The 22,958-nt window shown below is 32.7% G+C and carries 25 protein-coding genes and 1 other RNA gene; 17 read left to right on the top strand and 9 right to left on the bottom strand.

Annotated elements, in window-relative coordinates; all coding sequences use genetic code 11:
• Nucleotides 1-17: 17 nt before the first annotated feature.
• The 4 genes from FF52_RS18485 to FF52_RS18470 all read left to right on the top strand — a co-directional run bounded on the left by FF52_RS18485 (nucleotide 18) and on the right by FF52_RS18470 (nucleotide 2,986).
• On the top strand, nucleotides 18-908 hold the full coding sequence (locus FF52_RS18485) for a Ppx/GppA phosphatase family protein (RefSeq protein ID WP_008467933.1): 891 nt from the start codon (nucleotides 18-20) through the stop codon (nucleotides 906-908).
• A gap of 15 nt (nucleotides 909-923) precedes the next feature.
• A complete protein-coding gene (locus tag FF52_RS18480) occupies nucleotides 924-1,505 on the top strand; it encodes a TMEM175 family protein (RefSeq protein WP_008467931.1) in 582 nt (193 codons plus the stop codon).
• A 3-nt stretch (nucleotides 1,506-1,508) separates the two neighbouring features.
• Nucleotides 1,509-2,069: a Crp/Fnr family transcriptional regulator gene (locus tag FF52_RS18475; RefSeq protein WP_008467930.1), complete on the top strand. Its 561-nt coding sequence runs from the start codon at nucleotides 1,509-1,511 to the stop codon at nucleotides 2,067-2,069.
• A gap of 338 nt (nucleotides 2,070-2,407) precedes the next feature.
• Nucleotides 2,408-2,986: an NAD(P)H-dependent oxidoreductase gene (locus FF52_RS18470; RefSeq protein WP_008467928.1), complete on the top strand. Its 579-nt coding sequence runs from the start codon at nucleotides 2,408-2,410 to the stop codon at nucleotides 2,984-2,986.
• A 77-nt stretch (nucleotides 2,987-3,063) separates the two neighbouring features.
• Here the strand turns inward: FF52_RS18470 and FF52_RS18465 are convergent, their stop codons facing one another.
• Together FF52_RS18465 and dnaX are read right to left on the bottom strand one after the other, a co-directional pair.
• A complete protein-coding gene (locus tag FF52_RS18465) occupies nucleotides 3,064-3,642 on the bottom strand; it encodes a hypothetical protein (RefSeq protein ID WP_008467927.1) in 579 nt (192 codons plus the stop codon).
• 95 nt (nucleotides 3,643-3,737) lie between these two features.
• Entirely contained in the window at nucleotides 3,738-4,823 is a 1,086-nt protein-coding gene (dnaX, locus tag FF52_RS18460) for a DNA polymerase III subunit gamma/tau (protein WP_008467925.1), read from the bottom strand.
• Between the two features lie 180 nt (nucleotides 4,824-5,003).
• Between dnaX and FF52_RS18455 the strand changes: the two genes are divergently transcribed.
• The 4 genes from FF52_RS18455 (at nucleotide 5,004) to FF52_RS18440 (ending at nucleotide 7,267) form a co-directional block, all read left to right on the top strand.
• Nucleotides 5,004-5,813, top strand: a complete 810-nt coding sequence (locus tag FF52_RS18455) for a hypothetical protein (RefSeq protein WP_008467924.1) — start codon at nucleotides 5,004-5,006, stop codon at nucleotides 5,811-5,813.
• Nucleotides 5,814-5,827: 14 nt separating this feature from the next.
• Nucleotides 5,828-6,223 (top strand): NIPSNAP family protein, encoded by a 396-nt coding sequence (locus tag FF52_RS18450; protein WP_008467922.1) that lies wholly within the window; start codon nucleotides 5,828-5,830, stop codon nucleotides 6,221-6,223.
• 185 nt (nucleotides 6,224-6,408) lie between these two features.
• Entirely contained in the window at nucleotides 6,409-6,888 is a 480-nt protein-coding gene (locus tag FF52_RS18445) for a BON domain-containing protein (RefSeq protein ID WP_008467919.1), read from the top strand.
• A 7-nt stretch (nucleotides 6,889-6,895) separates the two neighbouring features.
• The gene (locus tag FF52_RS18440) at nucleotides 6,896-7,267 is read left to right on the top strand and encodes a LysM peptidoglycan-binding domain-containing protein (protein WP_008467918.1); all 372 of its coding nucleotides are present in this window, start codon (nucleotides 6,896-6,898) and stop codon (nucleotides 7,265-7,267) included.
• Nucleotides 7,268-7,368: 101 nt separating this feature from the next.
• Here FF52_RS18440 and FF52_RS18435 read toward each other — a convergent pair whose 3' ends face one another.
• Nucleotides 7,369-7,662 (bottom strand): hypothetical protein, encoded by a 294-nt coding sequence (locus FF52_RS18435; RefSeq protein ID WP_008467915.1) that lies wholly within the window; start codon nucleotides 7,660-7,662, stop codon nucleotides 7,369-7,371.
• 125 nt (nucleotides 7,663-7,787) lie between these two features.
• Between FF52_RS18435 and rnpB the strand changes: the two genes are divergently transcribed.
• An RNA gene (gene rnpB, locus FF52_RS23215) (RNase P RNA component class A) lies at nucleotides 7,788-8,130 on the top strand.
• 30 nt (nucleotides 8,131-8,160) lie between these two features.
• The gene (locus FF52_RS18430) at nucleotides 8,161-9,411 is read left to right on the top strand and encodes a cation:dicarboxylate symporter family transporter (RefSeq protein WP_008467913.1); all 1,251 of its coding nucleotides are present in this window, start codon (nucleotides 8,161-8,163) and stop codon (nucleotides 9,409-9,411) included.
• 62 nt (nucleotides 9,412-9,473) lie between these two features.
• On the opposite strand, the gene FF52_RS18425 is transcribed toward FF52_RS18430, so the two are convergent.
• From FF52_RS18425 to FF52_RS18415, 3 genes are all read right to left on the bottom strand, one after another.
• The gene (locus FF52_RS18425; RefSeq protein ID WP_008467912.1) at nucleotides 9,474-9,668 is read right to left on the bottom strand and encodes a hypothetical protein; all 195 of its coding nucleotides are present in this window, start codon (nucleotides 9,666-9,668) and stop codon (nucleotides 9,474-9,476) included.
• A gap of 97 nt (nucleotides 9,669-9,765) precedes the next feature.
• Nucleotides 9,766-10,452, bottom strand: coding sequence for a response regulator transcription factor (locus FF52_RS18420; RefSeq protein WP_008467910.1), 687 nt, complete (start codon nucleotides 10,450-10,452; stop codon nucleotides 9,766-9,768).
• Between the two features lie 10 nt (nucleotides 10,453-10,462).
• A complete protein-coding gene (locus tag FF52_RS18415) occupies nucleotides 10,463-11,821 on the bottom strand; it encodes a sensor histidine kinase (RefSeq protein ID WP_008467908.1) in 1,359 nt (452 codons plus the stop codon).
• Nucleotides 11,822-11,953: 132 nt separating this feature from the next.
• Here FF52_RS18415 and FF52_RS18410 point away from each other — a divergent pair, with 132 nt between their 5' ends.
• A complete protein-coding gene (locus FF52_RS18410; RefSeq protein WP_008467907.1) occupies nucleotides 11,954-14,068 on the top strand; it encodes an outer membrane beta-barrel family protein in 2,115 nt (704 codons plus the stop codon).
• 131 nt (nucleotides 14,069-14,199) lie between these two features.
• On the opposite strand, the gene FF52_RS18405 is transcribed toward FF52_RS18410, so the two are convergent.
• Nucleotides 14,200-14,805: an RsmD family RNA methyltransferase gene (locus FF52_RS18405; RefSeq protein ID WP_008467905.1), complete on the bottom strand. Its 606-nt coding sequence runs from the start codon at nucleotides 14,803-14,805 to the stop codon at nucleotides 14,200-14,202.
• A complete protein-coding gene (locus tag FF52_RS18400; RefSeq protein ID WP_035691950.1) occupies nucleotides 14,802-15,623 on the bottom strand; it encodes a DUF3822 family protein in 822 nt (273 codons plus the stop codon). Before FF52_RS18400 ends, FF52_RS18405 begins: the two co-directional genes overlap by 4 nt.
• Before the next feature lie 316 nt (nucleotides 15,624-15,939).
• Between FF52_RS18400 and FF52_RS18395 the strand changes: the two genes are divergently transcribed.
• From FF52_RS18395 to FF52_RS18385, 3 genes are all read left to right on the top strand, one after another.
• Nucleotides 15,940-17,349: an ATP-dependent DNA helicase gene (locus tag FF52_RS18395; RefSeq protein WP_008467901.1), complete on the top strand. Its 1,410-nt coding sequence runs from the start codon at nucleotides 15,940-15,942 to the stop codon at nucleotides 17,347-17,349.
• 217 nt (nucleotides 17,350-17,566) lie between these two features.
• Nucleotides 17,567-18,397, top strand: a complete 831-nt coding sequence (gene ygiD, locus FF52_RS18390) for a 4,5-DOPA dioxygenase extradiol (RefSeq protein WP_008467899.1) — start codon at nucleotides 17,567-17,569, stop codon at nucleotides 18,395-18,397.
• A gap of 137 nt (nucleotides 18,398-18,534) precedes the next feature.
• Nucleotides 18,535-19,095, top strand: a complete 561-nt coding sequence (locus FF52_RS18385; RefSeq protein WP_008467898.1) for a helix-turn-helix domain-containing protein — start codon at nucleotides 18,535-18,537, stop codon at nucleotides 19,093-19,095.
• Nucleotides 19,096-19,126: 31 nt separating this feature from the next.
• Here the strand turns inward: FF52_RS18385 and FF52_RS18380 are convergent, their stop codons facing one another.
• Nucleotides 19,127-20,464, bottom strand: a complete 1,338-nt coding sequence (locus tag FF52_RS18380) for a PQQ-binding-like beta-propeller repeat protein (protein ID WP_008467897.1) — start codon at nucleotides 20,462-20,464, stop codon at nucleotides 19,127-19,129.
• 343 nt (nucleotides 20,465-20,807) lie between these two features.
• Between FF52_RS18380 and FF52_RS18375 the strand changes: the two genes are divergently transcribed.
• The 3 genes from FF52_RS18375 to FF52_RS18365 all read left to right on the top strand — a co-directional run bounded on the left by FF52_RS18375 (nucleotide 20,808) and on the right by FF52_RS18365 (nucleotide 22,897).
• On the top strand, nucleotides 20,808-21,617 hold the full coding sequence (locus FF52_RS18375) for a class I SAM-dependent methyltransferase (protein WP_008467896.1): 810 nt from the start codon (nucleotides 20,808-20,810) through the stop codon (nucleotides 21,615-21,617).
• Between the two features lie 156 nt (nucleotides 21,618-21,773).
• Nucleotides 21,774-22,508, top strand: a complete 735-nt coding sequence (kdsB, locus tag FF52_RS18370) for a 3-deoxy-manno-octulosonate cytidylyltransferase (RefSeq protein ID WP_008467895.1) — start codon at nucleotides 21,774-21,776, stop codon at nucleotides 22,506-22,508.
• Between the two features lie 8 nt (nucleotides 22,509-22,516).
• Nucleotides 22,517-22,897 carry a hypothetical protein gene (locus FF52_RS18365; RefSeq protein WP_008467893.1) on the top strand — a complete coding sequence of 127 codons (381 nt, stop codon included), beginning with the start codon at nucleotides 22,517-22,519 and terminating at the stop codon, nucleotides 22,895-22,897.
• Nucleotides 22,898-22,958 lie beyond the last annotated feature (61 nt).

The raw sequence follows: 22,958 nt of genomic DNA, 5'->3' as shown, positions 1-22,958 counted from the left end.
AAAATCATAAAGTGAGCATGATTAATATTAGGAAGTTTGCAGCGATAGATATCGGTTCAAATGCCATGAGGCTTTTGATCGCTAACGTTGTGGAACAAGAAGGCAAAGAACCGCAGTTTAATAAAAGTTCCCTAGTTCGTGTGCCAATTCGTTTAGGACAAGATGCCTTCACGGTTGGAGAAATTTCACCAGAAAATATAGATCGAATGGTAGATGCCATGAAAGCATTCAACCTTTTGATGAAAGTACATAAAGTAGAGCGTTATATGGCATTTGCAACTTCCGCAATGCGCGAAGCCTATAACGCAAAAGAAGTTGTGGCTTTAATTAAGAAAAAAGCCGATATTAAAATCGAGATTATCGACGGTAAAAAAGAAGCCGCAATTATTGCTTCTACAGATTTGCATCACTTAATTAAATCTGACGAAACTTATCTTTTTGTGGACGTTGGAGGTGGAAGCACCGAGTTTACCTTATTCTCTGACGGAAAAATGATTACTTCAAGATCTTTCAAAGCAGGAACCGTTCGTTTATTGAACAACATGGTTCATGACGTAGTTTGGGATGAAATCGAAAAATGGATTAAAACCAATACTGCAGATTATGATGAGGTAACGCTAATAGGTTCTGGAGGAAACATCAATAAATTGTTTAAAATGTCTGGGAAACAGCAGGAAAAACCACTTTCGTACATCTATGTTAACTCACAATATGCCTTTTTAAATTCGTTGACTTACGAACAGAGAATTGCCGAATTAGGTTTGAACTCTGATCGTGCCGACGTAATTATCCATGCAACTCGTATTTATCTGAATGCGATGAAGTGGAGTGGTGCACGACAGATCTATGTTCCTAAAATCGGACTTTCTGATGGTATCGTAAAAGCAATGTATTACGGTAAAATTTAATATCTATTTTTTTAAATGAATAAAGGCAGACTTGAAGCTTTCAGTGATGGCGTTTTGGCGATCATTATAACGATTATGATTCTGGAAATTAAAGCACCAGAAGGACATGAATTTGCAGATCTAAAACCGCTTATCCCGAAGTTTTTGAGCTATATTTTGAGTTTTATTTACGTTGGAATATACTGGAATAATCATCACTACTTGCTACATAGTTTATCAAAAGTAAACGGAAAAGTATTGTGGAGTAATCTGCACTTTTTATTTTGGCTTTCCTTAATTCCTGTCTCAACTGCTTGGATGGGAGAGCATAATTTTGAGAAAGCCGCAATGACAATGTATGGTGTTGTGCTGCTTCTTTCTGCAATCTCTTATATTATTTTGCAGTATACGATCATGTGTAGCGAAGGAAAGAATTCTGCTTTGAGAAAAGCGCTTAACAAAGATTATAAAGGTAAAATCTCCTTAGTTTTATATGTTATCGGAATTGTTACGGCATTCTTTAACCAGTGGATTTCTGGAGCAGCTTATTTTACAGTTGCAATGTTATGGCTTATTCCAGACAAAAGAATCGGAAGGATTTTTTCTTCAAACGAATAAGATATGAAATCTGTTTTTCAGTCCATTCAAGATTTTTCTGCCGATGAATTAAGTCTTTTAGACAGTTTGATTACATTTCGAACAGTAAAAAAAGGAGAGCTTTTATTGACTGAAAATCAGGTTTGCAACGAAATAGTTTTTATCGAAAAAGGAATTCTACGTTCCTTTTTTGTCAATCATAAAGGCGACGAAATCACCAATTGTTTTGCTTTTGAAAACGAATTTATGGCCTCTTTTGCCAGTTTTATTACAAAAGAAAAAGCAGAAGAAAATATTCAAGCTCTTACCGATACAAAATTGCAGATTCTAGATAGAAAAGCTTTAGAGAAATTGTATCAATCAAGTTCTAATTGGCAGGAAACAGGCAGAAAATTAACTGAATTAGAATTTGTAAACCTGCATAAAAGAATGGTTTCTTTTCAAAAACTATCGGGTGCGCAACGTTACGAAGAACTTTGTAAAAATCATCAAAAGTATATTCAGCTAATTCCGTTGCAATATTTGGCTTCTTATCTCGGAATCACACCAAGACATTTAAGTCGAATACGAAAAGCAGTTGTGTAATTAATTCTCTCGCAGATTTAGCAGATTTTATTTTAACTAGTTAGGCTTAAAATATTTTAGCTAAGAGATCTGCGTAAATCTTTTATTATTTTCTAAATCTGCGCAATCTGCCAAATCTGCGAGAAATAACCTTTTCAGATCACTATAGTCTATATGTTTAAATTTAGATTTTTTCAATAGACTTTTTCATAAAAATAATTCTATGTTTCTATGTGTTTGAAATTTTAGCATTAAAATTAAGAATCATTTTATCTGTGAAATCTGTGGGAAAAAGTCATTTTAGGACATTTGTCCAGTAAAAGAAAATGTATGAATAGTATTTTTGAAAAAACTTCGATATGAAAAAAATACTAATTATAAACGGACACCCGAATGCAGAAAGTTTCAATTTCGGAATTGCAGAATCGTATCAAAAAGGTGCTGTAGCTTCTGGAGCAACAGTAGAAACCATTACAATTGCCAATTTAAATTTCAATCCAAATCTCAAATTTGGCTACCATAAAAGAATAGATCTTGAGCCAGATTTATTAGAATCGTGGGAAAAAATAAAAAGAGCCGATCATTTAGTTTGGATTCATCCCGTTTGGTGGGGCGGACTTCCTGCGCTAACGAAAGGGTTTATCGATCGTTTGTTTCTGCCAGGAATGGCTTTCCAGTATCGTGAAAACTCGGTTTGGTGGGATAAATTGCTCAAAGGCAAAACAGCTCACATCATCACAACCCTAGATCAGCCAAGCTGGTATTATAGATTGTTTTTTGGAAGACCAAGTGTCAATCAGTTAAAAAAATCTACTTTAGAATTTTGTGGCGTAAAACCGGTCAAAGTAAGCTATATCGGAATTATAAAAGGTTCTAATGAAGAACAAAGAAAAAAATGGCTAGAAAAAGTCTATAAGTTCGGGGTTAGAAACAAATAATTTGGGGTTTTATTTTAATAACATGAAATAGGAAAAATAATAGAATTTAAAAAGAAAAATTTACCGCTATTAAAAAATTAATCCTTCAAGTCCAATCCAAATGTTGTGCGTAAAAGTTCAATATTTGGGTTGATTTCCAAGAAACGATTGTAACGATCCTGATTGTTATAGCTTCGTTTCATTTCAACTTTTTCATTTACAATAACTTCAATAGTAATATCGTGATTATGTAAATGACCTTTTAAATGACCTAATAAACCATTCATCTGGCTTTCAAATTCCAGTTTAGAACCCTCGTTTGGCAATTCGTATGTAATTCTCGTTCCATCCAAAACAGGATCGTTGATCAATAAAATAGATTCCATGATCTTTAATCCCTTTTGACCTAAACGTTCTGCATATTTGTTCCAATGAAGACGCATATCGGTTTCATTAAATTCTTCGGTTGGTAAAACAGAAGAAGGTTTAACGTACGATTTGCTGCTTTCCTCCATTTCTTTTTTCTTCCGAATACTGGCAAGAGAAAAGGCAGAAACTTTTGGAGCACCGTTTGTATCTGTTTTCGGAGTTTCACGAGTCTGAACTTTTGGACTTTCGACAGGAACTTGAACTGTATTTTGGGTATTTACAGATGCGGCATTATTTTTTTCTTCCAAATTTGGAATTTGGGATTTTGTATTTGAATCTTCCTTACTTGGACTTTGAACTTCAACTATAGAATAGCCTCCGTTTTTAAAGTAAACGGGCGGAATTATGAATTGCTCAACTTTTTTTTTTCTCCATCAAAGTTGATAGAGGCCAATTGCATCAAGCATAATTCAACCAAAAGTCGTTGATTCTGACTTAATTTGTATTTTAAATCGCAGTCATTTGCAATATCAATTCCTTTAAGCAAAAATTCCTGAGAACATTTTTGAGATTGAACCGCATATATTTGTTGCGCCTGTTCACCAACTTCTAATAAAGCAATAGTTGAAGGTGTTTTGCTTACCAATAAATCTCTGAAATGTGAAGCCAAACCAGCAATAAAATGATGTCCGTCAAAACCTTTAGCCAAGATATCATTGTATGCTAGTAAAAGTTTCGGAATCTCATTTTCTAAAAGTAAATCGGTAATCGAAATATAAGTTTCGTAATCTAAAACGTTTAGGTTTTCGGTTACTGCCTGACGCGTCAAGTTTGTTCCGCAGTACGAAACTACACGGTCAAAAATAGACAAAGCATCACGCATGGCGCCATCTGCTTTTTGAGCAATAATGTGCAGTGCATCATCTTCAAAAACGATTCCTTGACTTTCAGCAACATCTGCCAAATGTTCTTTAGCATCTTTTACCGTAATTCTTTTGAAATCAAAAATCTGACAGCGAGATAAAATCGTTGGAAGAATTTTGTGCTTTTCTGTTGTCGCTAAAATGAAAATAGCATGTTTTGGCGGTTCTTCTAATGTTTTAAGAAAAGCATTAAAAGCGGCCGAAGACAACATGTGGACCTCGTCGATGATATATACTTTGTACTGTCCGGTTTGTGGCGGGATTCTAACCTGATCGATAAGGTTACGAATGTCATCAACCGAGTTGTTTGAAGCAGCATCTAGCTCAAAAACGTTAAATGCAAAATCTTCAGTAGGATCGTCATATCCAGGCTGATTTATTTTTCTTGCCAAGATACGCGCGCAAGTTGTTTTACCAACTCCACGTGGTCCTGTGAATAAAAGAGCAGATGCTAAGTGATTGGTTTCTATAGCATTCAACAAAGTGTTGGTAATGGCTTTTTGCCCCACAACATCCTTAAAGGTCTGCGGGCGATATTTACGTGCCGATACTACAAATTGTTCCATATTCTCTTTTATTGGATAGCAAATATAGAGTATAATTTAATGATTTAAAAATTTAAAAATTGAAAGATTTTTAAGTGATTGAATTGTAGAAAGAAAAAAATATTATCTGCAACGTTTAAAGAAAAAGTAATACTTTTAATGCAAAACATTTAACAGCCTATTTATTATTAATTAGAAAGTATGAACGCAAAACAAATCGTCAAATTAAGTAATATTATCGGAATCACCTCTATACTTTTATTAGTGTATTGGGTTTTTACATTTATTGTAATTGAGGTTTTCGGACTAAAAGTATTTAGAGAAAATATGACCGAAAGCTTTTATTTAAGCATTCTCGGAATTCTTGCTCTTATGGCTGGATCTCTAATAGTGAATCTCATGTTTAATTTGACAAGAATTGCCGAAAGAAAAAATGAAGATGAAGTAAACACCAAATCAAACCGACGCAAGTTTGCTGTCTTGTTTTTAATTTTCCCCTTAATTTTAATTATACTTTTTGGCGGTGATTATTTGACTTCTGCTAAAAAAGAAAAAATGCTAATTAGTTCTGCAAAATCTATTATAGAATCAAACAAAGCAAATAGTGACAAACTTTTGAATTATACATTTTCTAAATCATACATTAAGGAAACAACTGGAATTTTAAGAGTCTTGTCTTCAACAGATAAAAACTTTCCGAGCGTAACCCTAATTGTAAAAGATTCCATTAAAGATTCGCCTGTTTTTCTTGGTTTTAATGCATATTACAATGAAAGTTTGGATACATTGGATACAAATGATAGCATACAGCCCCATAAAGCGAATTATATTTATAAGACAACTAAAGAAGAAAGAGCTTATTTGAATGAGGTTTTTGATAAAAATAATGAGGAATTAAGATATAGTTCAAGTAAAGGAAATTATGAATTGTTTTACCCTTATAAAAAGAATGGAAAAACAATTATTATTTATTTTTCAGAACAGCAACGTTATGGCAAATTAGGAAGCTGATAAATTTATAAGGTATGAAGAAGTATTTTCTACTATTAATTTTGCTTGCAGTATTTACTGCAAAAGCGCAAAAAACTCGAACGAGTCCAATTTATCAATTGCGAATCTATGAGATTTTTGAAAGCAATAAAAAAGAATTTCACGAACGTTTTCGTGATCATGCTATGCGTATTATGAAGAAATACAACTTTAAGATTATTTCTATTTACGAATCAAAATCAGATAAGAAAACGGAGTTTGTCTATTTTCTAGAATGGCCAAATGAAGTAACGATGAAAAAAGCTTGGGAAGATTTTAGAAAAGACCAAGAATGGATCGATATCAAAAAACTATATACCGAAAAATATGGCGATGTACTAGGGAATATAGAAGATAGGGTCTTGACTAAACTTGATTATTTGCCTAATTAGAGTTTTATAGATTGAATTATTTTAACCTTAAATTGAAAAATTTGAGGTTTTTTTATGTGCCTCTTTTAAGAAAAGAACAAAATTCAATTAACTGAAAAACTTATAAAACTCACAGTAACATCCTATAATCTTTTGATGCTTAATCTTTTTAATTTTAAAAATGTAAATTATTAAAAGAGAGTATTATGAAAATGAGATCCATTTTATTAGGAATGAGCCTTAGTATTGCTCTGGTATCATGCAAACCTAACGATGCTGATATTGAAGCAGCAATTAGAGAAAAACTCGGTGACGTTGCAACGATACAAGTTGCTGTACATGATGGCGTTGCAACAATAGCGGGAACTTGCGAAGACGAAATTTTCAAGAAAAATATTGAAAAAAGCGTACGAGCAACCAAAGGGGTAAAATCTGTAATAAATACCTGCGAATTAGCAAGAGCCAATCAAGAGCCAGCTGCGGCTACTGTTGTTATTAATTCTGATGCCGATTTAGATAAATCGGTTAGCAAAGTTGTAGATGCTTACGACGGCGTTAGCGCTACTGTTGTTGGCGGTGTTGTGACACTTTCGGGTGAAATTAAAAAAGACAAATTACAGCCGTTAATGCAAAGTATACAGGAATTGCATCCGAAAAAAGTAGACAATCAATTAACTATTAAATAGGGATGTCATGAGTATACAGGATAAATACAGAGAAGTAATCGATTTAGCATCTGAATTAGGAATCGAAAATTTACAGGTAAGAGAACAAGATAATGTGCTTTATATTGATGGGATAGCAAAATCTGCTGTAGATAAAAATAAGCTTTGGAATGCTTATGAAAAACTCGATCCAGAATATAGATCGGCTGATGTGGTAATGAATATTGAAGTTGAGGAAGGTGTTTCTAGAGAATATACAGTTGAAATAGGGGATTCTCTTTCGAAGATTGGAAAAGCGTATGGAGTTTCCTGGCAGGATATTTTTGAAGCAAACAAAGATATTATTTCAAATCCTGATTTAATTCAGCCAGGTTGGAAATTGAAAATACCGACACCCTAAAATTGGCAAATTCAAATAAAAAAAATCCAAATTCCAGTTTTGTATTAATACAATTGGAATTTGGATTTTTTTATTTTCAAGCTCTGGATTGGATTTTAAAATTACCTTCCTCTAATGCTTAAATCAAATAAAAACTTTGCTGTTTCCTGGTCTGAATCGGCTGAGAAACCAGCAACATAAACTCCTTTTTTGCCCGAAGTCGACTTAATTCCGTATACAACTGCCTCATCTGCTGGGTCTGACTCACCCTCGTATCGATACACATGAACAATTTCAAATTTCTCAGGATTCTTTTTAATCGCATCAGCATTTCGATTAAAATCGCACGTAAATCCTTTTTCATTCAATTGATCTAAAGCTTTTGAAACAGTTGCGTAATGATACATTCTTTTCATGATAAACTGAATTTAAAATTATAGATTTTTAAAGATAACTATTTTAAAATTAAAAAGTTATGATAAAATTCATAAAATCTGAAATTTAAAATCATTATTGTTAGTTCTTAAATCGCTACTTTTGCAGCGCAGACCGCCTTATCGTCGCTCCGATTTTATCGGAGGGGAGGAAAGTCCGGACACCATAGAGAGGCATAGCGGGTAACGCCCGTCGGTTCTCTCGTTTTTTGGAACGAGAGGATTAGGACAAGTGCAGCAGAAAGTATGTACAGGTAATGCTGTAGTGAAACCAGGTAAACTCTATGCGGTGAAATACCAAGTATATCGGCATTTAAGGGCTTCTCGTTCGTTGCCGAAGGGTAGGTAGATTGAGTCCATCAGTAATGGTGGATCTAGATAAATGATAAGGTATTGTCTTGTTGCAAAATAAGGCAAGAACAGAATCCGGCTTATAGGTCTGCATTTTTTATATATTTGTGAACTATCTAACTTACTTTCATGAATATTACCACTCCAAATCCATCTTCAAAAGCAAAAAAAAGTCTTTTTAGAACTGTTGTAACCAATCTTACTTTTTGGGTTTTAATTGCTATTATTTCGGGTGTTTTGCTTGGACATTTTTCTCCTGAAAATGGTGTAAAAATGGAATTTCTAGGCAAGAAGTTTATTCAGCTTATTTCGCTTTTTATTGGTCCGATTATCTTTCTAACGATTGTTTTGGGAATTTCAGGAATGGGAAATCTGAAAAAAGTAGGACGTATCGGGGTTAAAGCTTTAACTTACTTTGAAGTGGTTTCGACCGTTGCTCTTGCAATTGGTGTAGCAGTCGCTTATTTATTTAAACCTGGAAAAATTGATAAATCGGGATTGACTTTTGGCGATGCAAGCCAATATACAAATGGCGCAGCAAAGGATTTTTCTTGGTTGCAGTTCTTTTTGTCCAATTTTACGCTGCAGGTTTTGTTAGCGGCTATTATCTGCGGGATCGCGCTAAACTTTTACCAAAAAAGAGAGCAGACGATTTTGGTTCTAGAACGATTTTCTAAAGTGGTTTTCTTCGGATTAAAATATGTAATGTATCTCGCTCCAATTGGTGCTTTTGGCGGAATGGCATATACAATTGGGAAATTTGGTCTGGCGACGTTAATTCCGCTTGGTAAATTGATGCTTTGTGTTTATTTGACCATGGCATTATTTGTCTTTTTGGTTTTGGGAAGCATATTAAAATATTATAAAATCAGTATACTTTCAATTTTAAAATATATCAAAGAAGAACTTCTGCTCGTTCTCGGAACTTCATCTTCTGAGGCTGCTCTGCCAAGTATTATGGTAAAACTAGAAAGAATGGGATGCAGTAAATCGGTTGTGGGATTGGTGATTCCGACTGGTTATTCTTTTAATCTGGACGGAACTTCAATTTACCTTTCGATGTCGGTGCTGTTTATTGCGCAATTATATAATGTGCATTTGAGTTTCTTCGAAATCCTGACCGTTATCGGAATTCTGATGATTACTTCAAAAGGCGCGGCAGGCGTCACGGGAAGCGGATTTATTGTTTTAGCATCAACCTTAACGGCATTGCATAAAATTCCAGTCGAAGGTTTAGCATTTTTATTGGGTGTAGATAAATTTATGAGCGAAGCGAGAGCAATTACCAACTTAATCGGAAACACGGTCGCGACGATCATAATTTCTAAAACAGAAAGAGATTTTACTGATTTGGATTTGAGTAATAAAGTTGCGGAGTGACAGAATAACAAAGTAACAAAGTGACAAAGAATTTAAAACTTTGCCACTTTGTTACTTTAGAATTAAGATTCATCTTTAGTTGTTCGCACCAAGCTTATGCCCGACATGAAAAAGACAATTCCTAATATTCCGTAAATAATAAGCGATTTGATATCTCTGGTTTCTCCAGATGTGCCGGCAAAAATAACGGCAGTATAAATAAGTCCTACTATTCCGAGGATTGTAAGCAATCCGCCGAAAAATCTTTTTAGGTTCATAATTGTTAGATTTAAAAGTTCTCTAACAAAGTTAAATTTCGATAAGTTAACTGCTGTTATACAATTGCTTATGAAAAATTATATGATTTACAGGATGCTATTTTTCAATTTTAAATTCTAACCCTATGTTTCTAACACTTTCGATTTTAATTTTAGGATCTGAATTGAAGTACTTTCTAAGCCTGCTGATAAAAACATCCATGCTTCTTCCTGAGAAATAATCATCTTTTTTCCAGATCGACATTAAAATCTGATCTCTTTTTAAGAGTTGATTATGATTCAAATATAAATATTCGATAAGAGAAGCTTCCATTTCTGTAAGTTGCTGGACGTGATTTTTATTGTTTAGCGTTAAGCGTTCGTTATCAAAAATATACGAACCAATTTCGATTATATTATTTCCATCCAGACTTCTTTTTTGCTCGATTCTTTTTAGGATATTCTGCAAACGAAGAACCAACTCATCAACTTCAAAAGGTTTTGCGATATAGTCGTCTGCACCAAGTTTTAGACCGATGATTTTGTCTTCTTTGAGCTTTCTCGCCGTTAGAAAAATAAAAGGAATTTCTGGATTGATGGTAATTATTTTTTCGGCCAATGAGAATCCGTCCATTTTAGGCATCATTACATCAAAAATGCAAATATCAAAAACCTGGTTTTTAAAATAGTCTAAAGCTATTTCGCCGTTTTCTGCCCAAATTACTTCAAATTGATGCAGTTCTAAATACTGTTTTAAAATCGCCGCAAAATCAAAATCGTCTTCGGCTAAAAGTAATCTTTTCAAAATAAGGGAATTAAACTTTTAATAAAATAGTAAACTGAGAGCCTTTTCCTAAATCGCTAATAACGTTTACAGAACCTTGATGCGCTTTTACGATTTGATCCACATAATACAATCCTAAACCTAAGCCTTTTGTATTGTGCAGATTTCCTTGTTCGACACGATAAAATTTCTCAAAAAGGAAGGCTTGTTTGTTTTTGGCAATTCCAATTCCGTCGTCTTCAAAACTTACAGAAAATTGCTTTTCTACAATTCTGGTTTTTACAGTAATTATGCTCGAACCGTATTTTACAGCATTTTCCAAAACATTTAAAAAAGCAGTTGTCAAATGGAATTTATCCAAAACCAAAATTGTCTTTTTAGTCTGAAAATCGGTCTTCAAAGCAATTTTAGGGAAAGCAATCTTAAAATCATTTACGATAGAAAGCAGGAAGTCTTCGGCTTCTATTTTTTCTTTCTGCAATTCAAGTTCATTTTCAGCCAAAGAATTGGCCATAACCTGATCAATCAAATTCTGAAGGCGATTGTTTTGGCGTGAAATTGTACTCACAATTGCATTGAAATTTTCGTCGTTGTCACGAATATTCTTCTGCGCTAAAATCTTTGTCGAAATTCCTAAAGTTGCCAAAGGCGTTTTAAGTTCATGTGTGATATTATTGATGAAATCGGTTTTAACGTCGCTTACTTTTTTCTGTTTAATCAAAGCTTTTAAGGCAATGACAAAAAGCGTAATTAAAGTCAGAATGGATAATAGAGATAGAATGAGAATAAAAGTCATTCGTCTCAAAATAATCATTTCCCAATCTATTACAGAAACGTACATTGAATCTTCTGTCAGCAATTGATATTCCTGATTTTCAAAAGTTCCGTTGGTTGTTCCAACATAATTTCTCACTAAAAAAGCGTGATTTAAAGAAGCAAGATTTCCGTATAGTTTGTTTTGAATAAAAGGCTTTTCTGAGAAAATCGTATCGGCTTTTTTTGCACTTTGATACAGAATGAATTTATTGAGTACAATGGCAAAATCAATCTTGAAATTAGGCAAATCCCTTTCAAATTTTCGCTGAATTTCTTGTGTTACGGCACTCTGATATTCGTTTTGTAAAACACCAATTTTGATATCCAATTTGGTGTTTTTTCCTTTTATGTATTTTTCAGAAAGACTTTTGTAAAGCGCTTCTTTTTTTGCTACAAAAGCCGAATCAATATCGCTATAGTTATTAGAAATCTGAGCAATTTCATTTTTAATCTGTGTATGAAACTGCGCCACTTTGTATTCGTAGGCTGTTTTTACTAAATAACATTGCACCGTCATAAGCACAATTAATGCGATGACAGAAAATGCGATTAGTAAATTGATTCTTTGTTTCATATCTCTTTGGAATTCTGTTTCAAAAATACAGCTTTTACCATACAAATGGCAGATTAACCCTGCATTAACCTACGATTAACTTTCGGAATTAGGTTTTCAAAGCATTTTTGCAGCAACACTAATCAATTTAAAATGAATATTTATCTGCCCTTAAAACTTCTTATTACACTTTTATTTTTTGGTCTTTCCTATGTTGCTAATGCCCAGAGTGTAACGCCAAAAGATTCGCTTACAAATCAATTGGATGAAATAGTAATCAATAAAGAGAAAAAGACGTTTACAAATTCAAACGGAAATATAAAAGTCGATGTTGCCAATTCGGTTTACAATTCCATTCCAAATCCAGTCGATTTGCTTTCAAAATTGCCAAATGTTCTAGTAAGCTCAGATCGCGAAAATATATCTGTAGTTGGAAAAGGGACGCCGTTGATTTATATTGATAATCAGAGAGTGGGAATAAACGAACTGAACTCTCTCTCTGTGAACGATATTAAAACAATTGAAATCATTCAAAACCCGTCTTCAAAGTATGAAGCAGAGGGTCGGGCAGTAATTTTAATTACTAGAAAACTAAGCCGAAAAGAAGGTTTTAAAACTGATATTTCTGAAACGGCTTCGTTTAAAAAGAATTTCAATAATTATTTAGGATTCAATTCCAGTTTCAAAAAAAACAAACTGGAATGGAAAGCCAATTTTAATTACAACCGTTTAAATCCTTGGGAAAATCACAGTATTGCATACCAGATTCCGCAAACATCTATTATTTCAGATTATGATGTTTCTGCTACTACTTACAGAAATCAATATGTTTTTGGCGCAGGTATATTTTACAAAATAAATGAAGAAGATTATTTGTCTATCAATGTAAATGGCAAAAGGCAAAGCGATACTTTCGACATTAACACATTTACATTTAATCAGACTCAAGATGAAATAAATAATGTTTTTACTTTCAGTGATAATGCTAGTGACAAGAATTTTATTAATTCAGTTGTAAATTATTCAAAGAAAATAAAAGCCATTGATACTAAATTGTTTGCTGGTTTTCAAGTGTCAAATTTTAATCAGCATTTGTGGAGTTTGGTTCAAAATAGTTTTAATGAAAATGCATTGGAGTTATCTCAAAACCGCGATCAAAAGTTTAATGTCGATGTTTTTTCAGGAAGAATTGATTTAGAAAAAAAGTTCAAAAATGAAATAAACTGGGAATACGGCGGACTTTATTCGGCTGCAAAATCACGATCAGATTATGATGTTTTTGATTATCAGAAAAATGAAAATACAGTTTTCAGTTATAATTTTAAAGAAGAAAATTTAGAGGCTTATTCTCAACTATCAGGAAAAATCAAGAAGATCGATTTCTCAATAGGATTGCGACTAGAAAACACTAATGTAAGCGGAAAATACAGTACGGAGAGTAATGTCATGATTGATAAAAATTACACTAAAATGTTTCCAAAGGCACAGTTTTCTTTTTCAATAGACAGCACAAAATCTATAAGTTTCGATTATTCTAAAAGTGTTTCAAGACCCAATTATTCTTCTTTGAGTATGATTGCAACATATATAAATCCGTATTTTATTTATGGAAGCAACATCAATTTGGGGCCGACATTTATGGATGTAATTTCTACTGCTTTTCAGTATTATGATAAATCTTTAAAATTTACTTTATACCAGAATAAAAATCCTGTTTACCAAGATTTTGTTTTTGACAGTCAAGGAAATGTTTTGACTTTTACTGAGAAAAACTTTCAGAAAGAATCGGGTTATAATATTGAATTTACCCTGCCATTTACTTATAAAATTTGGACTAACACCAATTCTTTAATTTTTGCAACTAATAAAATTGAAGACCAATCGGCAGTATTCAATTCATCTAGAACATATTTGTATTACTATTCAAATAATACATTTAAATTACCCAAAGATTTCACGTTTGTTCTCTCTTTTTGGGGAGCAACCAAACAAAAAGAAGGAGTTTTTGAAAGAAATGCTAAGTTGATTTTCGATTTATCTCTTGCAAAAACATTTGGCAAGAACTGGAATTGTACGTTGAACTACAATGATATTTTTAAAAACACTATTTATACCGAAAGATTTACAATTAATACGATAAGTTCTAGAGCCAGATATTTAGTTGATGCAAACGAAGTTTCTCTAACGCTTCGTTATTCTTTCGGGAAGATTAAAGATTCTGAATTCAAAGAAAAAAGCGTTAATGAAAAGGAAAACCGAATCAGATAAGGTTTGAAATTTCAAAAATAAAAATTCCAAATTCCAATCTCGACATCAGGTAGAAAATTGGAATTTGGAACTTGATATTTTTAATTTTAAAAGCTGAAATTTGGAATTAAAAAAATGGGATTTTTTTTAATTTATCCTTCATCTTCTTCAGATTCTTTTTTAGAATCATCATGTGGTAATTCTTCGTCATCATCGGTTGAATTTAGTTCGAAAAAACTAAAATAAGAACCGCCGTAGCTTTTCTGAAACGAAAAATTACTCATATGATCCAATTTGGTATATTTAGAATGCTCGATAATCATCATTCCGTCATCTTCCAATAAATCCCTTTCAAAAACAGTCAGAACAATTTTCTCAAAAGTCGCCTGATCCAACCCGTAAGGCGGGTCTGCGAAGATAATATCGTATGTGGTTTTGCAATTTTCTAAAAATTTAAAAACATCACTTTTGGTTGCAGCAATATCAAAATCATATTCTGATGAAACTTGCTTGATGAATTTTACGCATCCGAAATCGCCATCAACAGAGGTGATTGGTGCGCTTCCGCGTGAAGCAAATTCATAGCTGATATTTCCCGTTCCTGAAAAAAGATCTAGAACCTTCAAGCTGTCAAAATGAAAATGATTATTCAAAACATTAAACAATGCTTCTTTACTCATATCAGTCGTTGGTCTCACAGGTAGATTTTTTGGCGGAAAAATTCTGCGTCCTTTGTATTTTCCTGAAATGATTCTCATGATTGAAATAAGATATAATGTTTTTGATTTTGAGCGGTTGTAAAGCTGTTTCTTTCTTTTAGGTTTGAGACATCCATAAAAGAAATATGGCGCACGTATTTGTAAGCTATAGCATAAAAAGGATCGTTTTCCGAAATGGTTCCCAATAATTCTAATTTGAAACTTTCAGGATTCATGCTCATTTGCTCAGCCGTAAATAAAATGTAGTAGATAAAATCTTCTGGAGTATTGTATTCGAATGTATTAAACAATAAAAGTTTTTGATTCTGCACCACGATAATTTCAAAATTACCAGGATTGAAATTCACAATCATTTTCTTGTCGTCATTGTTTCGTGAGTTGTCCAGAATTTTTTCGACCAAAATGGTATTAGCGTGTTTAGAATCAAAAGATCCTACATTGTCAATCAGGAAATTGTTGATATTCACATACGGAATATAAACAGAATTCATTTGATAATTAGGAATTTGATCAAAAGTAAAGTGATCTGTTTCAAATACTTTTGTAGTGTATTGAAGGTAACTTCCTAAATAATTCTCATCAAATAAAGCAGTTGGAACAAACGTAGAAAGATTATTATTATGGATAACCATTACTTCGTCGTAAGTTTCTTTTAATTCAGGATTAACCTTAAAAGCATTGCTGAATAAATCTTCAATTCGGCTTGTTTTGCTAGTGGTGTCAAACTTTATTTCTTTAAAAGAAGTAATGACATTGTTTAAAGTATCAAAACAGCAATATGAAAATCCAGTCAGGGAAACCTGAATAGAAAGTTTTCTGTAATTTTTTGAAGTAATGTTAGTATTTTGTAATGACATAGTTGATTTACAATTCGTTACCTGTTTTAAATCAAGAAAGAATTTAAGCGACCACAAACTTACAAATAAAAAAAATAACAATGTCAATTTCAATATCAATGAAAAAGACTTAATCAACATGCAATTTCAAAATTTAATATTGCAAAAAAGTTAGCAGAATGTTATCATTTTGTTTATTATCAGTTATTTAAGTGTATAATTAAAATTTAAGTTTTGAGATTGTTTTTAATTTTCATATTAAACTTGATTTTGTCATTGAAATTGATTTTTGTCATTGCCATTAAAAAAAACGAACTTTGTATTTCAATTTTATTTTATGAATTCTGCACAGTTTTACGGTATTTTACAAAAACGATTTCCTTTTCCTCCAACCTATAAGCAGGATATTTTTTTTCAGAAAATTGCAATCTTCCTGACTGAACCTCAAAACGACACGATTTTTGTTTTGAAAGGATATGCCGGAACTGGAAAAACAACCGTTATTTCTACTATTGTCAATAATTTAGGCGATATCAATAAAAAGTACGTTTTATTGGCGCCAACTGGACGCGCGGCAAAAGTAATTGCCAATTATTCGAATAATCCAGCCTTTACGATTCATAAAAAAATATATTTTCCGAAGAAATCTTCTGGAGGTGGAGTAGCATTTACCAAACAAGTCAACAAACATAAAAACACCATTTTTATCGTCGATGAGGCCTCGATGATTTCAGACAGTACTTTAGACAGCGGTTCGCTTCTTGACGATTTGATTAATTATGTCTATTCTGGGCAAAACTGTAAAATGATTCTTTTGGGAGATACGGCGCAGCTTCCGCCAGTAAATTTGGATGTTAGTCCAGCTTTGGATATTGATACTTTGGGTTTTCATTACAGTAAGGAAATTGATCATATCGAATTGGATGAAGTAATGCGTCAGGAAGAAAGTTCTGGGATTCTATATAATGCGACAGAATTGCGAGAATTGCTTAAAGAGAGCTTCATTACCGAATTTCGATTTAATGTAAAGAAATTTAAAGACATTGTTCGCTTGACGGATGGTTATGATATTCAAGATGCGATAAATTCGGCTTACAGCAATTATAGTATTGAAGATACTGCTTTTATTGTTCGTTCTAATAAAAGAGCAAATCAGTACAATGAACAGATTAGAAGCCGTATTTTATTTAAAGAAAGCGAACTTTCGGTTGGTGATTTCTTAATGGTAGTTAAGAATAATTATTTCTGGCTGAAAGAAACTGACGAAGCTGGATTTATTGCCAACGGAGATATTATTGAAGTTCTGGAGCTTTTCGGAATAAAAGAATTGTACGGATTTAAGTTTGCGAAAGTAAAAATCAGAATGGTCGATTATCCAGAACAAAAGCCTTTTGAAACGGTTTTAATTCTAGATACTTTAACCAGCGAATCGCCTTCTTTAACGTATGAAGAATCAAATCGTCTTTACGAAGAAGTGATGAAAGATTATGAAGACGAGCCAACCAAATACAAGAGATTTCAAAAGGTAAAAGAAAACGAATATTTCAACGGACTTCAGGTTAAATTTTCATACGCTATAACCTGTCATAAATCGCAAGGTGGACAATGGAATACTGTTTTTATTGAACAGCCATTTTTACCAAACGGAATTGATACTGATTACATTAGATGGCTTTACACCGCTATGACACGTGCCAAAAATAAGCTATATTTGATTGGATTTAAGGACGATAGTTTTGAGGAGTAATGGTTTGCCACAGATTAAAAGGATTTTTGCAGATTTTTCTCGTTTTAAGTTAAAATGCTGGGATGCTTAATTTTTGTTTCACGCAGATTTTGCAGATTGAGCAGATTGTCAATTTAAAAAACGCAATCAAATAATCTGCTCAATCTGCAAAATCTGCGAGAGAAATTTAACCGTATTCAAAAAAAACTTTTTAATCTGTGGCAGAAAAAAAATAAAAATGACAACACTAAACGACTTACATTCGATTTCATCTACGTTTTCGAATACAGATAAAATGCCGGTTCTATTTTTAGGGCACGGCAGCCCAATGAATGCTATTGAAGAAAATCAGTTTGTGACTGGTTTTCGTAATTTGGCTAAAACACTTCCACAACCCAACGCTATTTTATGCGTTTCGGCGCATTGGTTTACAAAAGGAACAAAAGTAACGGCAATGGAAATGCCAAGAACCATTCATGATTTTGGAGGTTTTCCGCAAGCACTTTTTGATGTTCAGTATCCAGCAAAAGGAAGTCCAGAATTGGCAGTTGCAACTAAAAAGCTCTTAGATCCTGTTATGGTCGAATTAGACGAGCATTGGGGATTGGATCACGGCGCTTGGAGCGTAATTAAACATTTGTATCCAAACGCAGATGTTCCTGTTATTCAGTTGAGCATTGATTATACCAAATCGGGACAATATCATTTTGAATTGGCTCAAAAACTGCAGGCACTTCGCTACAAAGGCGTTTTAATTATCGGAAGCGGCAATATTGTTCATAATCTTAGAATGGTCGATTTTAGAAATTTTGATAAAGACAATTACGGTTATGATTGGGCAATTGAAGCGCGAGAAACCGTAAATAATTATTTATTGGATGGAAATTTTCAGCCTTTAATTGATTTTGAAAAACTAAATAAAGCGGTTCAATTGGCTATTCCAACTCCAGAACATTATCTTCCGTTATTGTATACTTTAGGTTTAAAAGATAAAACCGATGAAGTTGAGCTTTTTAATGATAAATTATTAGCGGGTTCTTTAAGTATGACTTCGGTAAAAATTATGTAATCAACTTTACGTAATAATTTTTATAATCAAGAAAATCAGTATTTTGACAAGAATGTCGTTAAAATGTCGCAAACAAACCGTTATCAAAATCAACTTTTCAAAAGTAGTTTTGTCGAAATAATAAATCAAAATTGATTATGAACGAAATTGGAAAAAAGATAAAAGAAATAAGAAAGAAAAAAGGTCTTTCTCAAGAAGAATTAGCCGAAACTTCAAAAGTAAATTTAAGAACGATTCAGCGCATTGAAAATGACGAAAATGAACCACGTGGGAAAACCTTGAATCTGATTTGTGAAGTTTTAGATATAAATACTGAAGATGTTTTAGATTATGGAAAGCATGAAGACAAAAGCTATTTGATTGTTTTTCATCTTTCAGTATTAGTATTTCTCGCAATTCCTGTCGGAAATATTATTTTGCCTCTTATTTTATGGATTGCGAAAAAAGATAAAATTATCGGACTAAAAGAAATTGGAGCAAATCTGCTCAACTATCAAATAGTTTGGTCGATTTTTACTTTTATTGTAATAACAGTTTTTGCTGTTTCTAAAATTATGCATTACGGTCAATCTTTTATGCTTTTATATATTTTTATAGCATTTTATATTTTGAATATAGTTTTGCCAATATTTTTTGCAATTAAAAGCAAAAAAATGAGCATCAATCTATATCCAAATCTGATAAGAATAATTAAGTAAGATCAGGATAATTATAATTTGAGAAAGGAAATTATTTTTCCTTTCTCAAATTATAAGCATACAAATAACCATCTGCGCTTCCATAAAAAATAACATTATTGATAATAAATGGTGAAGAAACAATAGGTCCCAATCTATAAAATTCATTCATTACTCTGTGATTCTCTGCATAAATAGACAAATCGGTTGCCTTCGCCGCGTGGGTAAAATCTAAAAGATTATTGTTTAAAATTGTTTTAGCGTACTTGTCTCTATTTTCGGTTGGAGTAACTTGTAATTCTTTTTTAGAAAGTAAATTCAGACTGAAGAAATTCCCCGAAAAATCTCCAAAATAAATCGTATTGCCGGCAATGGCAGGCGAAGAATAAACATATCCATTTCCTTTAAAACGATATTTCTCTTCTCCGGTTTTTGCGTCCAATGCCAATAGAGCATAAGTGTCTGAAGTTCCTACATAAACCGTATTATCTTTAATAATAGCCGAACTCAAAATCCAAGACTTTTCAGCATTGTATTTCCAGATTAATTTTCCTGTTTCAGTATCAAGCGCAAAGAAATACGGATCTCTTGCGCCAAAATATACGATACCGTTAGATACAGCTGCAGAAGCTTGAATTCCGGTAAAACCTGTTTTGATTTCAGTAGAAAACTTCCATTTTTCTTTCCCTGTTTTACAATCCAAAGCATAAAAAATGCCATCCCATCCACCAAAATATAATGTACTTTTGTCTAAAATAGGAGAGCTGTGTATAGCGGCTTTGGTTTGGAAATTCCATTTTAGAGTTCCATTTTTAGCATCAACTGCATATAGGTTTCCATCACTGCTGCCAAAAATCGCCAATGCCGATTTATTGTCTGAGTAAATAACAGGCGTTGAAAGGTAAAAGTCCCATAAGTCAGCCATTAATAAATCGCTTGGTTTCATGCCCCACATTCCAACTTCACTATACCAATGTTCGCCTTTGGTTTTAAAACGCCAAATCTCTTTTCCAGTTTTAGCATTTACAGCATAATAGTGTCCGTCAAAACTTCCAAAATAAACAATGTCATTGTAAATACTCGAAGAACTATGAACGGCTCCATTGGTTTTAAATTTCCATTTTAAGTTCCCAGATTTTTCATCGATAGCATAGAAATTACCATCTTCACTGCCAATATAAACGATTCCGTTTTGAACAATTGGAGATGAAAAGACTTTACCTTCTGTTTTAAATTTCCATTTTAAATCTTGTAAAGGCTGATATCCTTTTCCTGAAAAAATGCGATTAGAAAATGGATTTAAGAGATTTGACTTGCCAGTTTGTGAGAAACCATGTAAACTTAGAATTAAAAAGAAATAGAGCAGAAGTAAAGTAAAGTTTCTTATCATGTTTTTTCTCATAAAAATAAAAATATTATAAGAGATTAAAATGCAACGCTTTAAGAAATATGTTATAAATATATTTTGGAAAGTGTTTTGTAAATAGTATATCTGTTTTTAGATGGAAATAGCGAAAGAACGCTTCAAAGTTTTCCAGTTGTTTTCCATTTAATTTGTTTATTTTTGTGTAAGTAATTGTTTGTCAGTTGATTATTTTATTTTTGTCTTCTTTTTAATTAGTTTTTTAAATGCCTTTTTGTGATTAACTGGTGATAATTTAAAAAATAACAGAAGATGTTTACAAATGAAGTAAGAGTGCGGCATCAGCACTATAATCACTGATAAAATTAAGATGAATCCAAACAAAGCATTATGGGAAAAAGGCGATTTTACACGCGTTGCAGAATCTATGAGAGAAAGTGGTGCGGAATTGGTTGCCAAGATTGGAATTAAAGAAAATAGTAATGTTTTAGATCTCGGCTGTGGCGATGGGACTACCGCAATACCTTCGGCAAAATTGGGGGCCAATGTTTTAGGTGTTGATATAGCAAGAAATTTAGTTGAAGCTGGCAATCTTCGAGCAAAAAAGGAAGGATTGGATAATATTGTATTTCAAGAAGGTGACGCAACTGATTTGAACGAATTGAAAAATCAATCTTTTGATGTTACGATGAGCATTTTTGGAGCTATGTTCGCTCCAAAACCTTTTGATGTTGCCAAAGAAATGGTTCGTGTTACACGGCCTGGAGGTAAAATTATTATGGGTAATTGGATACCAGGAGATCCAACGTTGATTGCGCAAATCTTGAAAATTAGTGCTGAATTTACACCTCCGCCTCCTGAGGGTTTTGTAAGTCCAATGCTTTGGGGGGTTGAGGATAACGTAATCGAAAGATTCACAAATGCAGGTGTTCCAAAAGAAAATATTTCTTTTGAGAAAGATACCTTTACATTTAAAGCCACATTTCCACCTTCGGAATGGCTAAATCGATTAAAAACGTACTATGGTCCAACTATGAATGCTTTTGAAGCTGCTGAACAAAACGGGAAAACTTCAGATTTGTATGCTAAACTTGAAGGATTAGTTAATAGTCAAAACCAAAGTAATGACAATTCTACATTAATTCCTGCAACTTATCTTCGTGTTACAGTTTCGGTTTAATTTTTTGTCTTAATATTCTTGAACATGATTTTCATCTTTTACAGAAATAGAAATACAGAAAATTTAAAAGTAATTTTTGCATATTTGCAAACACTTAAAACCAGTGAAAGTTAAATTACTAAATTTTGAGTTTTTTGAACTCAGTAAAATAGAAGAATGAAAATAATAGCAGTAATTCCAGCCAGATATGCTTCAACACGTTTTCCAGCAAAACTGATGCAGGATCTTGGAGGCAAAACAGTAATTTTAAGAACTTATGAAGCGGCTGTTTCAACAAAGCTGTTTGATGATGTTTTTGTAGTAACTGATTCCGATTTAATTTTTGATGAAATTGTTTCTAATGGCGGAAAAGCCATTAAGAGCATCAAAGAACATGAATCTGGAAGTGACCGTATTGCTGAAGCTATTGCTGACCTTGATGTTGATATTGTAGTAAATGTTCAGGGTGATGAACCTTTTACAGAAGCAGAGCCTTTGGCGCAAGTTTTATCGGTTTTTAAAAATGATCCAGATAGAAAAGTTGATTTGGCTTCGCTAATGCGTGAAATTACAAATGAAGACGAAATCAACAATCCGAATAATGTAAAAGTCGTGGTTGATCAGTCGCAGTTTGCTTTGTATTTTTCGCGTTCTGTAATTCCGTATCCGAGAGAGAAAAATGTTGGAGTACGATATTTTCAGCACATCGGAATTTATGCTTTTAGAAAACAAGCTTTATTAGACTTTTATAGTCTTCCAATGAAATCTTTAGAAGCTTCTGAGAAGTTAGAGCAATTACGTTATTTGGAATTCGGAAAGCGTATTAAAATGGTTGAAACGACTCATGTTGGAATTGGAATTGATACGGCTGAGGACTTAGAGAGAGCGAGAGCTATGTTGAAGGATATTTAAATAAAAATATGAGAATAAAACTTATTGTTTTGTGTTTATTTGCATTTACTATCGTTGGTTTTTCACAAGATAAAAAATGTGTCGACTTTAAAACTGGAAAGTTTTCGTATTTTAATCCTGCTTATAAAAGGTATAAAGTTGTTAGAAGAGAAAAAGTTCAAATAGAAACTGATACAGTCACTGGAATTGTACTTGAAGGAGCAATAGAATGGAAATCTGATTGTGAATATGTTTTAACTTATACAAAAGTTCCAGATAATGCAATAAAAGGAGTTTTAGGTCAAAAGATTAGTGTTCAAATAGTCAGTATTTCAGGAAATAAAATTTTATGCAGATCTGAAGGACTAGGTTTGAAAAAAGATATAGAAATGATTAAAATAGATTATTAACTTTTGTCCAAGTATATAAAAACAAAAAAACGCTCCAAATCTTGGAGCGTTTTTAATATCT

Source organism: Flavobacterium sp. F52, assembly GCF_000278705.1.
Lineage (GTDB): Bacteria > Bacteroidota > Bacteroidia > Flavobacteriales > Flavobacteriaceae > Flavobacterium > Flavobacterium anhuiense.
The sequence above is the reverse complement of the archived record's forward strand: the minus strand, read 5'-3'. Positions and strand labels throughout refer to the sequence as shown.

What these genes read in the sequence shown, in the direction of transcription:
- FF52_RS18380 (WP_008467897.1), bottom strand. Translation starts at nt 20,464, where the DNA reads ATGATAAGAAACTTTACTTTACTTCTGCTCTATTTCTTTTTAATTCTA.
- FF52_RS18410 (WP_008467907.1), top strand. Translation starts at nt 11,954, where the DNA reads ATGAATATTTATCTGCCCTTAAAACTTCTTATTACACTTTTATTTTTT.
- FF52_RS18405 (WP_008467905.1), bottom strand. Translation starts at nt 14,805, where the DNA reads ATGAGAATCATTTCAGGAAAATACAAAGGACGCAGAATTTTTCCGCCA.
- FF52_RS18425 (WP_008467912.1), bottom strand. Translation starts at nt 9,668, where the DNA reads ATGAACCTAAAAAGATTTTTCGGCGGATTGCTTACAATCCTCGGAATA.
- FF52_RS18415 (WP_008467908.1), bottom strand. Translation starts at nt 11,821, where the DNA reads ATGAAACAAAGAATCAATTTACTAATCGCATTTTCTGTCATCGCATTA.
- FF52_RS18440 (WP_008467918.1), top strand. Translation starts at nt 6,896, where the DNA reads ATGAGTATACAGGATAAATACAGAGAAGTAATCGATTTAGCATCTGAA.
- FF52_RS18385 (WP_008467898.1), top strand. Translation starts at nt 18,535, where the DNA reads ATGAACGAAATTGGAAAAAAGATAAAAGAAATAAGAAAGAAAAAAGGT.
- FF52_RS18445 (WP_008467919.1), top strand. Translation starts at nt 6,409, where the DNA reads ATGAAAATGAGATCCATTTTATTAGGAATGAGCCTTAGTATTGCTCTG.
- FF52_RS18480 (WP_008467931.1), top strand. Translation starts at nt 924, where the DNA reads ATGAATAAAGGCAGACTTGAAGCTTTCAGTGATGGCGTTTTGGCGATC.
- dnaX (WP_008467925.1), bottom strand. Translation starts at nt 4,823, where the DNA reads ATGGAACAATTTGTAGTATCGGCACGTAAATATCGCCCGCAGACCTTT.
- FF52_RS18365 (WP_008467893.1), top strand. Translation starts at nt 22,517, where the DNA reads ATGAGAATAAAACTTATTGTTTTGTGTTTATTTGCATTTACTATCGTT.
- FF52_RS18375 (WP_008467896.1), top strand. Translation starts at nt 20,808, where the DNA reads ATGAATCCAAACAAAGCATTATGGGAAAAAGGCGATTTTACACGCGTT.
- kdsB (WP_008467895.1), top strand. Translation starts at nt 21,774, where the DNA reads ATGAAAATAATAGCAGTAATTCCAGCCAGATATGCTTCAACACGTTTT.
- FF52_RS18400 (WP_035691950.1), bottom strand. Translation starts at nt 15,623, where the DNA reads ATGTCATTACAAAATACTAACATTACTTCAAAAAATTACAGAAAACTT.
- FF52_RS18470 (WP_008467928.1), top strand. Translation starts at nt 2,408, where the DNA reads ATGAAAAAAATACTAATTATAAACGGACACCCGAATGCAGAAAGTTTC.
- FF52_RS18475 (WP_008467930.1), top strand. Translation starts at nt 1,509, where the DNA reads ATGAAATCTGTTTTTCAGTCCATTCAAGATTTTTCTGCCGATGAATTA.
- ygiD (WP_008467899.1), top strand. Translation starts at nt 17,567, where the DNA reads ATGACAACACTAAACGACTTACATTCGATTTCATCTACGTTTTCGAAT.
- FF52_RS18450 (WP_008467922.1), top strand. Translation starts at nt 5,828, where the DNA reads ATGAAGAAGTATTTTCTACTATTAATTTTGCTTGCAGTATTTACTGCA.
- FF52_RS18485 (WP_008467933.1), top strand. Translation starts at nt 18, where the DNA reads ATGATTAATATTAGGAAGTTTGCAGCGATAGATATCGGTTCAAATGCC.
- FF52_RS18430 (WP_008467913.1), top strand. Translation starts at nt 8,161, where the DNA reads ATGAATATTACCACTCCAAATCCATCTTCAAAAGCAAAAAAAAGTCTT.
- FF52_RS18455 (WP_008467924.1), top strand. Translation starts at nt 5,004, where the DNA reads ATGAACGCAAAACAAATCGTCAAATTAAGTAATATTATCGGAATCACC.
- FF52_RS18435 (WP_008467915.1), bottom strand. Translation starts at nt 7,662, where the DNA reads ATGAAAAGAATGTATCATTACGCAACTGTTTCAAAAGCTTTAGATCAA.
- FF52_RS18395 (WP_008467901.1), top strand. Translation starts at nt 15,940, where the DNA reads ATGAATTCTGCACAGTTTTACGGTATTTTACAAAAACGATTTCCTTTT.